Genomic DNA, 13,661 nt, shown 5'->3' on the forward strand with positions numbered 1-13,661 from the left:
TTCTCTCCTATGCAAATGCAGGCATCACTTCATTAATCATACGTTGTAACGATGCTTTTTTACGCTCAAAGCTCATTCCTGTATCAATCCAGAATGAATATTCGTTATAACCCATTGCTTCATAAGCTTTTAAGCGATCAATCACTTCTTGCGCCTGACCAATCACATTATTTTTACGCATGGCTTCTGGCGTATAAAATGGATGAGCTGCAATTTCTTCATCACTCAATGGCGCGATTAGACCTTGCGTAATTTCACGCTCATTTTTAAACCATGCGCCAAAATAGTTATAGAATGTATTGATTTCATCTGCTGCTAATTGAGCATCTTCCTCACTATCAGCGACATAGGTATGACGCAATAACATAATTTCAGGACGAGGAATATCAGCAAACTTTTCACAGGCGGTATTAAAATGTCCCATGAGTTTTTCAACTTCTTCATCACCAAAATGTAATGGTGTGACTTGTACATTACAGCCGTTTTGCACCGCAAATTCATGGCTATTTGGATCACGTGCTGCTACCCAAATCGGTGGATACGGTTGTTGTAACGGTTGAGGTGCAGAAGTGGTTTTCGGGAACTGCCAAAACTCACCATTATGCTCATAATCACCTTTCCACAGGTTTTTAATCGCGGGGATCATTTCACGTAAACGCTGACCTGCACTCCATGCATCCATACCAGGCACCATACGCTCATATTCAAACGAGTAAGCACCACGTGCAATGCCAATATCTAAACGACCATTGGTGATAATATCCGTCATAGCAGCTTCACCTGCCAATTTAATTGGATGCCAAAATGGCGCAACTACTGTACCCGTGCCCAAACGTACATTTTGGGTTTTATTGGCAATATCAACTAAGTTAATGAATGGATTAGGTGCAATCGTAAAATTCATTACATGATGTTCACCTGTCCAAATCGCATGCATACCACCTTGATCGGCAATCTGGCAAAGTTCAATCATCTCATCATAGAGCTGCTTCTGCGTTTGTTGATCAGAAACACGTTCCATGTGTACAAATAATGAAAAACGCATAGTTAAACTTCCTCTTTAACAATTTGACGAACCGTACCGCTAATTTGATTACCGTAATAAACACCATAGGTTTTGAGATGGTTTTCTTTACGATAACGCATCAACATACTTTCTAAAGCGCTATCCACAAAAGTCAGTTGTTCTAAATCATTTAAATCAACAAATTGACCTTTGGTTGCATGTGCGATCGGGGTATTACATAAAAATGCAATATATTGCTGCTGGGTGGTCACATCATCATAGACAGAATAGATAAAGCTTGGTGAGGCTTCTGGCTGATAAGCTGCAAAGATTTTTTCCAGTGCTTTTTCTGCACCGTCTTTTTCAACCATCAAATGTGGCAATGTCCACTTTTGATCCTGTGTCTGTTCAAGCAAGATCTGATTTTCATGTCCAATCAATGCCATCATCATGACTTTCATACTCGAAATCACATCAGTAGATGATTTGGCAGGTGTGAAATAAGCTCCACGGTAATACCCTAAACCAGCAAAGCCTGCTGAACCAAAATCTTCAACTTTACCAATTAAAATCGCATGATCACCTGCATCTACAACTTGATACGTCGTACAATCAAACCAAGCACTGACTTGATCAATGACAGGGTTATGAGATGCGCTCTTTGTCCATGCTAAATTTGCAAATCGATCGTCACTTGGGCGAGCAAAAGTATTCGAAACATCCTTTTGTTCTTCTGCCAAAATATTAATTGCAAAATGTGAAGCATTAGCAAAGTTATTATAATTGCTTGATGTCTTTGCAATGCTGACCAGCAGCAAAGCTGGGTCCAAAGACACCGAAGCAAAAGAGTTCGCAGTAAAGCCTAATGGTGTTCCATCATCTTTACAGGTGGTTACGACGGTTACGCCAGTCATAAATGACCCAAAGGCATCACGTAGTTCGCGTATTTTATTAACACTATCCATTTCACTCATTGTCATATTCCTTCATCAATGTGTGGCAATTTAGACTTGGGTTTCTAACCACGCCTGCATTGCAATATTTACTTGGTCTGGTGCAGTCAAATTCACCATATGACGCTCATTTTCAATCACAATAGCGGTGCCATTTCTCGCTTGGCTTGCCATTTGTACTGCCATTTCTGCTGTTGAATTTGGATCATCAGTTCCAGTTAAAACCAATGCTGGACACTGAATTTTGCTCCAGTCATCTGCGTAAATTTGATCGCCATATGCAAATGCCGCATATGCTGTGGCATATCCAGACAAGTCCACATTTTCCAACCAAGACTTGACTTTTCCAGCAGCAATTTGTTCTGCTTCACTGTTACCAAACCAGCGTTGTAGTGGTGTTTCAACGTCAATATGACCTGTTTTTAACTCTTCTGCACGATTCACGACAGCATCACGAGCTTGGCTGGTCCGCTTGTATACACCGTTCAACACCGCCATTCGTTTGACTAAATCAGGACGAGTTGCGCTTACGCCTGTCGTAATCAATGAACCCATCGAATGACCTGCCAAATTCACCGCACCTAGATTCAATGCTGTAATAAATTCGATTGCCCAATCAACAAATGCTTTTAAAGGTGCACCATTCGCAAGTTTTGTACTTTTTCCATGACCTGGCATATCCACCGAAATCACACGATAATGTTTCGAGAAATATTCGATTTGTGGATACCAAGCGGCTGCTTGCATACCTACACCATGGATGAGAACCAAAGGCTCTCCTTCTCCTTGCTCAAGATAATGAGCAATCCGATTATTTGACAGCTGCAGGGTTTTTGAGATCATGACCTAACTCTTCCAAATCTTGATAACGATCGCCAATACGATGATGTGGACGTCCACCTGTCGCTGCGCCAATTACAATCACAATTTCATCGGCAGCAGGTGCATCTGGAATTGCAAATTGAAGAGTCAAATAATGAGAACGGCGGCCTTCATCATTTTTATCCATCATTGGAACAAGAATCGAAGCATTCGCTGGACCACGCGTATTATTAAAAGCGAGATAAGACTTAGCCCCAACCGCATTACGGTATGTATTTCCAAAATGTAAGGTATGAATGAGGGCTGATGCATGCTCTAGCTCACCATTCAAACCTACGACCGCACTTTTACCAAATGCTTCTACCGCTTCACCTGAACCGACTTCATCAAGAATCAGTTGAGTTAAATGCTCACTTAGAATCGGAGCAATACGGCGAATCTCAGGTGTTAGGTTTTCGACATAACCCTGACCAGCCCATGGGTTATTGATCACAGCAGCAGCAGCCACCATTTTTAGCGGTTTTGTTGCTTCTTTATCGCCATCGACATAAGTCGTTTCAACATGAAGAACTGTTTTACGGATTAGATTCATGGCATTTCCTTGCGAGTGAATTTATTTTTGCATTCGTATTATGGTATACCATAATACATAATGAAAAAAAAGCAAGAGTTTGGTATGCTAATTTTCAGCTAGAAACATGTAACAAAATTTTGACTTATTAAAATCAGGAAAGATTAATCATCTATGAATCTTAAAATTGAAAATCCACCTGTGACTTTACGTGAGCTTTGTTTGAATAAAGTACGTAACGCGATCATTACAGGCTATTTCCCTTCTGGGAAAAGATTAGTCGAAAGAAGCTTGTGCGAAGAATTAGGGGTAAGTCGCTCTGTTGTACGTGAAGTCATTCGTTATTTAGAAGCAGAAGGTTTAGTTGAAATTCTGCCAAATAAAGGCCCAATTGTTTCATTATTGGATTGGGAAATTGCATCGCAAATTTATGAAATTCGACTATTACTCGAACAAAGTGCCGTTGCAGATTGCACCCAAAACCTAACTGCTCAAACAACAGAAACGCTGAAAGTATTATTGATTGAACTTGAGCAAGCCTTTACAGCAGATGACATTAATTTAATTATTTCTACCTCTTCAAAACTTTACGAAACTATTTTTACCACTGCAAAACATCATATTGCTTGGGAAGTAGTACAACGTTTGAATGGTCGGATTAGTCGTCTTCGTGCAATGACCATGAAATCGACGAAGCGTGAAATTTCTGGCTACCAACGTATTAAAAATATGTGCGAAGCAATTTATCTGCACCAAGATCCTGAAAAAGCAAAACAAGCCGTGGCTGAACATATTGCTGAAGCTGCTGCGGTTGCAAAAAATATTTTGAATGCTTAATGCCTCAATCTGTAACTAAAATGGTTTTTTTAATTTAAAAATAAAAGGATAAGGAAATGTCTGCTTACTGGATTGCACATGTCATCATTCACGATATGGAACAGTACAAAGAATATATGGCATTAGCTCCCTTAGCATTTGAAAAATATGGTGCTAAATTCCTTGCTAGAGGAGGAAAATCAATCGATATGGAAGGTATACAGTTTCAACGTCATGTGATTATTGAATTCTCTGATTTGGCAACTGCACAAGCTTGTTATGATTCTGAAGAATATACTAAAGCAAGGCTCGCACGTGAAAATTGTGCTGAAGTCATGATTAGTATTGTTGAAAGTCTAGATTGATCAAAGAAGAGAGATCGACTCTCTTCTTTTTCTTATTCAATGATACATTTTAAATAATGAATTTATTGAAATAAAAATTATTACATCATCGTAAAAATCAGGTTTATTTCGGTTTTCTACCATTGTAAGTGCACGCTTAAGCCACCTGTTTCATGGTTATTTAGAACTAAGCGCATACCATGTAATTGAGCAATTTTAGATACTATTGCCAATCCTAATCCTGAAGCTCCCACATCACTTCCACCAACTTGGGTAAACCGATTGGTAACCTCACCTAGAAACTTTGGATCAATCCCCGTTCCAGCATCAACCACTTCAAAAATTATCATTTGAACTTGCTTAAATAACTTTACTGAAATGACAGCATTATTTGGCGAGTGCCTTAGAGCATTATCAAATAAATTACGTAGCAACGAGAGTAAAAGCGCCGAGTCTCCATTGATAGTCACCTCTTCAACATCTAGGTGAAATTCAATATTTCTCTTAAATGCCAATGGCATGAGTTGAGCAATTGCCTCTCGAATTAAAGCTGAAAAAATAACAGTTGTAGTATGTACAGACATTTGCCCCGCTTCTAAACGTGCCAACAAAAGCATTTGTTCGACCACTTGCTGATTACGCTCTACACTTTCAGATAAACGCTGTAAAATCATTTCTCTTGCATCAGGTTGAATCAATGCTTGTTCAACTTGTAATTTAATCACAGTAAGTGGCGTTCTTAGTTCGTGCGCTGCATCAGCTAAAAAATGTTTTTCTCTTTCTAATGAAGAATCTACTCGATGAAATAGATCATTTAACTCCGTTATCACAGGTTTCAATTCGTCGGGCGAATGAGGTAAATGTAACGCACTTAAATCATTAAAATCGCGTTGAGAAATTTTTTCACCCAATTCCACTAACGGTGCAAATGCTTTTTTAAGTTGAAGTTTTAATAAACATAAGGCTAAAAAAAGTGCAAAAATCAAACTGAGTAATAGACTAGCTTCGATATTGGTTGATAGCTCCTTTCGAATATCTAATCGCTCTGCAACAGCAAGCCAGCTCTTTTTGTTAGGCAGCCAAACGGTATAAACCATCCAATCATATTCCCCACCTTGAAATTGTGTTAATCCCTCTTTTAATGGTGCTAAAGCATGATTTGGGGCACTGGCCGAACGAAGGACTAAATCGCCCTCTTTACTCCAGACCTGAATTGCAATCTTCTTTTCATAGGCATGACCGTTGAAGCGTTGATCACCTGAACTGATATATGTTCAAGTAATGTTTCATCAAGGCTTTTTTGCAAATCTATCCAATTTTGATGTGCCTGTTCTGAATCAATTAAACCCTTAATAATTCTGGTATTATCAATTAGAGTTGCGTCAAACAACTCATTTACTTCATGTTTTGTCGCAAGATAGCCTAAAATACTACTCAAAACTAATGCGAGAATAAGCGCATATAAACTTGTTCTAACAACTTGTTGTTTTATCGATAATATTTTCTGCATTACAGTTCTACTTGAACTAAATATCCAACACCGCGAATGGTTCGAATAAACTCAGGAAATAGCTTTTTACGTAAATGATGGATATGTACCTCTAAAGCATTACTTTCTAATTCATCTTTATCTAATAATGCCGTTTCTAAACGATCACGGGTGATCACCTGTCCAATATGCTCCATCAGTAACTTCAGCAAGCGATATTCTTGACGCGATAAGCTAATTTTCTGATTTAAATAAAAAACTTGATGTGAACTTGGATCTAAACAAACCTCACCAATTTTAATTTTGGTCTGCGCACGGCCACAACGTCGTCTAATTAAAACACGAACTCTTGCCAGTAATTCAGATAAGTCAAAAGGTTTTAAAACATAATCATCTGCACCAAGATCAAGACCAAAAACTCTGTCTTGAATCATGTCTCGTGCCGATAAAATCAGAACAGGCAAGTCTTGTTGCATTTCCCGTAATTGGGCAAGTAACTCAAAACCAGAAATTTTAGGTAAACCAATATCCAAAATCATCAAGTCATAGCTTGAAGTTTGCAAGCAGCTCATAACCCGTTCAGCATTCTTATGCCAATTTACCTCTGCACCTTGAGCTTGCAAGATTTCGGACAAAGACTCACCTAGCATAAGATCATCTTCAACTAAAAAAATACGTTGTCCACTTAGTCGATAATCCATGCTTGCCCCTCTGATTGTTCTCCTAAGAACTGTTTTGCACCCGCGCCTTCTAACATTGCCAAGGTCGCTAACATGCCAGCTTGAATACAGGTTTGAGCATAAACGGTAATTGAACGCGGTGCATCTTTTATAGAAGCCCCAGTTAATGGATTTAAAATATGGCTATAACGAACACCATCTTTGAACAGATATCTTTTACTATCACCACTGGTCGCCATAGCCCCTGTATTTAAATCAAAATAGGCTTGCGCTTGATTGCTTTGCTCAGGGGTTTCTAAACCGATTCGCCAAGCCAAACCTGATTTTCTTGGCCCTCTCGCTCTGAGATCCCCACCAAAATTGACCAAATAAGCTTGCTGACTTAATTGCTCAATGATTTCTGCACAACGATCTACTGCGTATTCTTTACCAATTCCACCAAAATCGAGCGACATTCCTTGAGGTAAGTAAATTTTTTTCTGAGATTTTTTCCATTTCACTTTGTCCCAACCAATATGAGGCAAAAGCTGATTAATTTGCTCAATACTTGGAACTTGGTCTGAACCATCAAAACGCCAAATTTTTCCAAGTACGCCAGAAGTAATATCAAATTTTTTTTCGGACAATTGATATAAAATTTCAGAAAAATCAAATAATTTTGCTGTTTCCTCATCCACATCAAACCAACAATCGGTATTGCGATGCAAGGCAGCTAAAAAACTATCATTACGATAACGGCTATATTTCTGTTCAATGCGTAAACATTCTGCATAAACAGCTTGTGCAATATGTGCTGCGCTCGTCCAATCAGTATGATCTAATAACACTTGGCAAGGACTTGCCATCGCAGTAAAGCGAATTTGATGAAGCGCATCATTTTCTTGTATTAATTCTAATCTATGAGACATCATACTCAGGCTTGGTTTAAATCAATATAAATTATGAAACCTACCACTCGAAAGTAATAGGTTTTAACAGCTTAGATTAAATTATTACCATTTAAAACTATAACCAAGTTGAACAAAAGTTGCCGATAAATCTGGTTGCAAAATTTGTCCTGCCAAGTTCCCACCAATTGGTTTTAGGTCTTTGGCTTTCTGATCATATTGTTCTACACGGAAACTCAGCTCACGGTCATTTGCAAGATTCATCCCAAATTTAACACCGTAGGTCGTTGCATCAAACGCACCTAAGCGGCTATCCGCCGATGCATATTGTACGGTCGGAATCGGTTCACCTTGAGCATCCAGTTCAATACCATCACCCACTTTTAAGTAGCTATGATAGAAATCAGCAGCCGTTTGGGTGTAGTAACGAACATGAGGTTCTACAAAATATTTCTCGTTTACCGCATAACGATATTTTGCATCAAATGTGTGTGATTTAACGCCCCAGTCATCTGTGGTAAAACGATATGAGACATCGGCAACATCACCACGATCAAACCCATATTTATATTCACCAAAGAAGCTATGACGTGTTCTTTTCTCTGGACGATTTTCAAATAAGTAGAAATTATTACCTGCAGCAAAGTCCTGATCAGCAATTAAATTGCCGTTAGCATCGACTAGCGTCAAAATTTTATATGGGTCGTTTTGGTATCCATTACTCATCGATAATGAATAGTTGAGTTGTACCAGTGAGTGACGATCAATTACTTGCGTTAAGCCAAGTAAAACATCAGAAACATTCTTGCTCTTTGTGCCTTGTTGTTTCTGTCCATCCAATTGTGGAGTTAGAGGTACAGGCGCACCACCAACAGCATCAATACTGTCATACTCAAATGCGCCACCCAATGACACAGTGGTATTCTTGTCATTAAAGTCTTTCGCAATGCTCGCATTTGCTCCGATTGATCTGAAATCGTACTCATTTGAGACATTTCCACCCACATTCAGCTTCATATCTGGTGCAATTGGTTGTTGCCAATTTGCGGATACTGCAACACGGGTATCATGAAATTCATCATCTAAGGGTAATTGGTTTGCTGGCGTTGGTTTCGCAGCATTACCTGATGGGCCTGTAAAAGTTTGTGGCACATTGGCTGATGTCGCACCGTTCGGTGAAGCACCTGTGAGTGAATCAACAACCACTTTTCCAGATAAAATATGTTGGTCGCCAAAGTCTTTTTCAAAACGAACACTCGGTTCGATGGCTTGAACACGACTATCCGCTTCTTTGTACATCAACACCGCAGTATCAACTTTCCAACCCGGCTCTACGATTTTAGATAAACTAAAAGGCGAAGTTGTACTTTCTTTGCTAGAAGTTGCAGTCATTTCAGCATGTGCAACGTGACTACTTAATAAAACTGTTGAAGCCTGAGTCAAAGCAAGCGCAATGTGGCGTGCTGATTTTTTTGTTAATTGCATCCGCAACCTCCACCACCAAAACCACGACCGCCACTGGCTGCTTCTTTACTAAAATAAATATGTTCATCATACGCAGCATCTAATGGTGCAGCATCTAATTGCATCGCTGGACGAGCCAAAATATCACGCTCCCAAGGCTTAACCCCTAAAGTTTGCATCTTTGTCGGCATATGACTACATGCGGATAACAACAGACTCGGCAATAAGATGCCTAGACTGGTTAATATCTTTAAACTAAATTTCAAATTTCACCTCTGCTTAAGTATTTTTATTGGAGAGTAAGCGCACAATCTCAGCCTCATACTCGGCTTCTTTGGCCTTGAAGAAACCTTGATGTTTTGCTGCTGGCTGACCATCGCGCCCAAGAATGAATGTGGAAGGCATTCCTGGTACCTTAAATTGGCTGGCTAACTTTCCTTGTTGGTCTAATCTAATTTCAAAATTAGGCTGATATTGCTGAATAAACTTGAGCGCTAATGCAGGATCTTTGTCTACATTGATTCCTACGAAAACCAATCCATCTTTTCGGTACTTGGCTTGCATTTGTTTCATCCAAGGAAAAGATTCTCGACAAGGGCCACACCAACTGGCCCAGAAGTCAATTACAACCACTTTCCCTGCATATTTCGACCAATTAATATCGCTCGCTGGCAACATTTTATTGTTCGCAGAAACTGCTGACGGTTCTGCTGCCTGAATTGTGCTGACACTAAAAGCACCACCACAACTAAGTAATGCTAAAACTGCAATTCGCCATTTTATTTTTGCTAACGTTTGTTTTTCCCAAGCCATCGACGGACTCCACATTTTCCTCAGCTCATAGACTAATGAAATGCAATCGGTCAAACATTAACACTTGCTTAAGACAATCCAACAATGGCTTAAGCAAGTGTTAAGGCAAGTTGTGATTAACTTCAGTACGCTTCATCCATCAAAAAATGTACGTCCGTATAAATGAAATTAGGGGATGTCTGGATGAGACCGTTCTTCAATCCGATTCAAGATGTTTATAGATCTACACTGCATATTTTTATTGTTTTAATTTTAGGTTTTTTATCACTGCAAATCGTGAATGCAGCTACACCTGATTTCTCGAAAGTTGTGGATACAACTCAAGATAGCTTTTTGCCTGTTGAACAAGCATTTTCATTAAAAGTACAACCAGATCAAAATCAAGCTGCACTAAATTTGAAATGGACGATTGCACCCAATTACAGTTTGTATCGAGATCGAATTCATGTAGAAGTCTTCACACCAAAAGATGTGACGATAGATACAAGCGAACTTGCTGGTCATATGGTATGGAAACAAGATCCTAATTTTGGACGTGTGGCTGTATTTCATGATGCTGCAACAATGAAAGTTGGTATTACCCATTTAGGTAGTAGCCAACCAGAAACAGTCCAAATCAAATTGCGTTACCAAGGTTGTGCTGATAGTGGCTTATGCTTTCCACCTGTAGATGAAGTACTCACCATTCATCCCAAAGGATTAAAATTGGTTTCTGCAACTAGTATTAAAAAGCCCGACAACCATATAGAAACCATAAGTCCTGTAAAAAATAAAGATGAGAATTACGATCTGAATAACGCCTCGAGTCTTGCTGCATTTTTAAATCATGCGAGTGTGCCACTCATTTTATTAACACTTTTAGTCTTAGGTGCAGGTCTTGCATTTACACCTTGTGTATTTCCCATGATGCCGATTCTTTCAGGTTTGATTGCGGGTGAAAAAAGTGAGCGATTAACAGGATGGAGAGGTTTTAAGCTGTCCCTTGCTTATGTACTGGGCATGGCGGTGTGTTATGCCATCATGGGAACACTCATGGGGTATTTCGGTGCGAAAGCAAATCTTCAATTATGGCTACAATCACCAGCGGTACTTATCAGCTTTGCTATTTTATTTATTGTTTTGGCTTTCGGCATGTTTGGTGTATACACCCTACAACTCCCGCATTTTGTTCAAAACAAATTAGATCGATTCTCTCAACAACAAAAAGGTGGACGCATTGGTTCGGTTGCACTGATGGGCGCACTTTCAGCACTTGTTGTTTCGCCCTGTGTTTCTGCGCCTTTAGCGGGTGTATTGGTCTATATCAGTGCTACTAGTGATGCTTTACTTGGTGGAATGGCATTATTTAGTTTAGGACTAGGTATGGGAATTCCATTAATTGTCCTAGGTACCACAAGTGCTAAATTATTGCCACGCTCTGGAAGCTGGATGGAGCAAATCAAGAGTATTTTTGGTGTTGGATTAATCGCTGTCGCAATTTGGTTACTATCTCGCGTTTGGACAGGAAGTGTAACGCTATGGATGTGGGGTGCCTTACTTGGAGGCTATGGGGTTTGGTTAGGTGCTTTTGAACAAGCAAAAAACCATAAAGATCGCTTAGTCAAAGCATTTGGTCTTGGGCTTAGCGTATTAGCGCTATTTTTATGGATCGGTGCTGCAACAGGCCAAGATGATCCATTACACCCACTTGCTGCTTTAAGCCATACGGCAGTATCACCCGATACCACTAAACCAGCGAATGTCATCTTTGAAACAGTGAGCCAACCGCAAGCTTTACAAGCCTTATTAGATCAAGCCAAACAAAATAAACAGACTGTTGTAATCGATGTATCTGCCGATTGGTGCGCTGCTTGCCAAGTCATGGAACGTTCAACGTTTCGCGATAGCCGTGTGATTGAAGCATTTTCGAAATATAAAAGAATTCGTTTTGATATGAGCGAAAGTAGTCAAGTACAAAAAGAATGGCTACAAGCCATTCATTTGTATGGCCCACCTGCACTCATTTTTATCGACAATAATGGTAATGAATTAAAAAGTTTACGCGTTCAAGGGGAAATTGAAGCTGATAAACTGATTGAATATCTTAAATAAATCATCCAAATCTAGGCATCTTGAATATAATTTATTCTAGATGCCTTTGCATTTTCAATGCCTCACTATATTGGATCAATATGAGTGACCACATCAATGACATTATGATTTTTAAGGACTTCATTTCTCGCCTCTACTGCAATTCTATGTCCTTCTTTGACACTTTGTTCGCCACTGACTTCCAAATGAACATCGACAATAATCATGTCACCCATTTTACGTGTTCTCAGTTGATGCAGACCTAGTATCCCATCTTTCTTCAACAAAGTTGCTTTGATCGCAGCTATTTCATCTTCGTTCGCTGACTTGTCCATCAAATCATGTAAACCCGTCCAGCTAAACTCAAACCCCATTTTGGCAATCATTAAACCGACAATTAAGGCTGCGATTGGGTCAAGAATTGGATATCCTGCGAGATTACCTAAAATCCCTAAGGCAACAACAAAAGAAGATGCTGCATCTGAACGTGCATGCCAAGCATTTGCAATCAATAAACTTGATTTTACTTTTTTGGCAATAGCAAGCATATAGCGGAACAAAAGTTCTTTACAGATCAAGGCTGTTATTGCAACCCAAAGCGCCATACTGTGAACTTTGGGAATTTGTTCGGGATGAAGGATCTTATGCGTTGCCGTCCATAACATACCAACACCAACAATGAATAAGATCAGACCAAGTATAAAAGATGCTGCATTTTCAAAACGAAGATAACCATATGGATGTGCATCGTCAGGTGCTTTTTGGCTATGACGGTTCGCCACCAATACAATAAAATCCGCAACTAAATCACTTAAAGTATGAATACCATCTGCAACTAGACCTTGTGATTTTGAAAAAATACCAATCAATATCTGTCCAATCGACAAAAAGAAATTAACAACAACACTTATCCACGTTGATTTGGAAGCAGCTTTTGCTCTCGACTCAAGATCAATATTTGATTCAATCATAATCTTTTAAGCTCTTGGTTCATTTTTTAAAATAAAGCATGCTTTTCAGAACATTATCTTTAAATACATAATGATGAATTAAGGCAGCTAATGCATGTAAACCTATAAGCACCATGAAAAAATTTCCAAGAAACTCATGCGTTTCACCAATTATTTCTACGTTCCATGAATTACTTATTAAAGGTAAATTCATTCCAAATAACTGATAACTTTCGGTTAATCCAGATAAAGTAAACCAACCAAATACAGGAATTAAAAATAACAATGAATAAAGTGTATGTTTCACCATTAAAAATAATGTTTTCTGATATTTACTCATCGGCTTATTGTGTGGGAGATCTTTTTTATAAATAGAAATCATTATAATTCTGATGAAAAATAACAGAAATACTGAGACTCCAGCAAAAACATGCAGTTCCCCACTTTTTAGATGCACTGTTGGATCTCCGCCAGTGATATAAGCAAGTACGACAAGAAGAAACGTTAACCAATGCACTGTCATTACAGGAAAAGGATATTTATTTTTCATACCACCCCGACATTAAAATTCATATTTCAAAATATATAAAAACATTCTATTACATTATAAAAGTGATCTTAAATTTAAATTAATTTTTAAAAAATAGTTTAAATATCAAAAACTAAAAATAAATATCATTTAACACCAAATAAAAGCAATCATTCTCAATTTCATTCATCATAAATTCATGAGTAAATACAACTCTAATTATTTCCATGTTTAATCTCAAAGTATTTTATGAAAAATTCAGCATAA

Annotated in this window: 16 protein-coding genes; 3 read left to right on the plus strand and 13 right to left on the minus strand. The window is 38.6% G+C overall.

Features of this window, described 5'->3' with window-relative positions; all coding sequences use genetic code 11:
- Positions 1 to 7: 7 nt before the first annotated feature.
- From tgnB to HYG88_RS00855, 4 genes are read right to left on the minus strand one after another with little or no spacing between them, the layout of a single operon-like run.
- Entirely contained in the window at positions 8 to 1,045 is a 1,038-nt protein-coding gene (gene tgnB, locus HYG88_RS00840) for a flavin-dependent trigonelline monooxygenase oxygenase component (RefSeq protein WP_178882403.1), read from the minus strand.
- A 2-nt stretch (positions 1,046 to 1,047) separates the two neighbouring features.
- Positions 1,048 to 1,980 carry a flavin-dependent trigonelline monooxygenase reductase component gene (gene tgnA, locus HYG88_RS00845; RefSeq protein WP_004660963.1) on the minus strand — a complete coding sequence of 311 codons (933 nt, stop codon included), beginning with the start codon at positions 1,978 to 1,980 and terminating at the stop codon, positions 1,048 to 1,050.
- Positions 1,981 to 2,010: 30 nt separating this feature from the next.
- On the minus strand, positions 2,011 to 2,802 hold the full coding sequence (locus tag HYG88_RS00850; protein ID WP_005161504.1) for an alpha/beta fold hydrolase: 792 nt from the start codon (positions 2,800 to 2,802) through the stop codon (positions 2,011 to 2,013).
- Positions 2,771 to 3,373 (minus strand): amino acid synthesis family protein, encoded by a 603-nt coding sequence (locus HYG88_RS00855; protein WP_005161507.1) that lies wholly within the window; start codon positions 3,371 to 3,373, stop codon positions 2,771 to 2,773. Before HYG88_RS00855 ends, HYG88_RS00850 begins: the two co-directional genes overlap by 32 nt.
- 153 nt (positions 3,374 to 3,526) lie before the next feature.
- Between HYG88_RS00855 and HYG88_RS00860 the strand changes: the two genes are divergently transcribed.
- Both HYG88_RS00860 and HYG88_RS00865 read left to right on the plus strand, forming a co-directional pair.
- Positions 3,527 to 4,189 carry a GntR family transcriptional regulator gene (locus HYG88_RS00860; protein ID WP_005161509.1) on the plus strand — a complete coding sequence of 221 codons (663 nt, stop codon included), beginning with the start codon at positions 3,527 to 3,529 and terminating at the stop codon, positions 4,187 to 4,189.
- A gap of 56 nt (positions 4,190 to 4,245) precedes the next feature.
- Complete coding sequence (locus HYG88_RS00865) at positions 4,246 to 4,533, plus strand: DUF1330 domain-containing protein (RefSeq protein ID WP_005161511.1); 288 nt, start codon at positions 4,246 to 4,248, stop codon at positions 4,531 to 4,533.
- A gap of 116 nt (positions 4,534 to 4,649) precedes the next feature.
- On the opposite strand, the gene HYG88_RS00870 is transcribed toward HYG88_RS00865, so the two are convergent.
- From HYG88_RS00870 to HYG88_RS00895, 7 genes are all read right to left on the minus strand, one after another.
- Positions 4,650 to 5,609, minus strand: coding sequence for an ATP-binding protein (locus tag HYG88_RS00870; protein WP_005161515.1), 960 nt, complete (start codon positions 5,607 to 5,609; stop codon positions 4,650 to 4,652).
- Between the two features lie 86 nt (positions 5,610 to 5,695).
- Positions 5,696 to 6,022, minus strand: coding sequence for a hypothetical protein (locus HYG88_RS15205; RefSeq protein WP_005161517.1), 327 nt, complete (start codon positions 6,020 to 6,022; stop codon positions 5,696 to 5,698).
- Entirely contained in the window at positions 6,022 to 6,702 is a 681-nt protein-coding gene (locus HYG88_RS00875; protein WP_004660952.1) for a response regulator, read from the minus strand. The genes HYG88_RS15205 and HYG88_RS00875 overlap by 1 nt, the downstream gene beginning before the upstream one ends.
- Positions 6,687 to 7,589 carry an FAD:protein FMN transferase gene (locus tag HYG88_RS00880; RefSeq protein WP_256730981.1) on the minus strand — a complete coding sequence of 301 codons (903 nt, stop codon included), beginning with the start codon at positions 7,587 to 7,589 and terminating at the stop codon, positions 6,687 to 6,689. The genes HYG88_RS00875 and HYG88_RS00880 overlap by 16 nt, the downstream gene beginning before the upstream one ends.
- 84 nt (positions 7,590 to 7,673) lie before the next feature.
- Positions 7,674 to 9,053, minus strand: a complete 1,380-nt coding sequence (locus HYG88_RS00885; protein ID WP_005161523.1) for a DUF3570 domain-containing protein — start codon at positions 9,051 to 9,053, stop codon at positions 7,674 to 7,676.
- Positions 9,044 to 9,298 (minus strand): DUF4266 domain-containing protein, encoded by a 255-nt coding sequence (locus HYG88_RS00890; RefSeq protein ID WP_005161526.1) that lies wholly within the window; start codon positions 9,296 to 9,298, stop codon positions 9,044 to 9,046. The genes HYG88_RS00885 and HYG88_RS00890 overlap by 10 nt, the downstream gene beginning before the upstream one ends.
- A gap of 13 nt (positions 9,299 to 9,311) precedes the next feature.
- Entirely contained in the window at positions 9,312 to 9,845 is a 534-nt protein-coding gene (locus HYG88_RS00895; RefSeq protein ID WP_005161529.1) for a TlpA disulfide reductase family protein, read from the minus strand.
- Between the two features lie 183 nt (positions 9,846 to 10,028).
- Between HYG88_RS00895 and dsbD the strand changes: the two genes are divergently transcribed.
- Positions 10,029 to 11,936 carry a protein-disulfide reductase DsbD gene (gene dsbD, locus HYG88_RS00900; protein WP_005161532.1) on the plus strand — a complete coding sequence of 636 codons (1,908 nt, stop codon included), beginning with the start codon at positions 10,029 to 10,031 and terminating at the stop codon, positions 11,934 to 11,936.
- 65 nt (positions 11,937 to 12,001) lie between these two features.
- Here dsbD and HYG88_RS00905 read toward each other — a convergent pair whose 3' ends face one another.
- Positions 12,002 to 12,886: a cation diffusion facilitator family transporter gene (locus HYG88_RS00905; protein ID WP_005161539.1), complete on the minus strand. Its 885-nt coding sequence runs from the start codon at positions 12,884 to 12,886 to the stop codon at positions 12,002 to 12,004.
- 19 nt (positions 12,887 to 12,905) lie between these two features.
- Complete coding sequence (locus HYG88_RS00910; RefSeq protein ID WP_005161542.1) at positions 12,906 to 13,415, minus strand: cytochrome b; 510 nt, start codon at positions 13,413 to 13,415, stop codon at positions 12,906 to 12,908.
- Positions 13,416 to 13,661: the final 246 nt, after the last annotated feature.

The sequence above is a fragment of the Acinetobacter sp. SwsAc4 genome (assembly GCF_013391535.1).
Lineage (GTDB): Bacteria > Pseudomonadota > Gammaproteobacteria > Pseudomonadales > Moraxellaceae > Acinetobacter.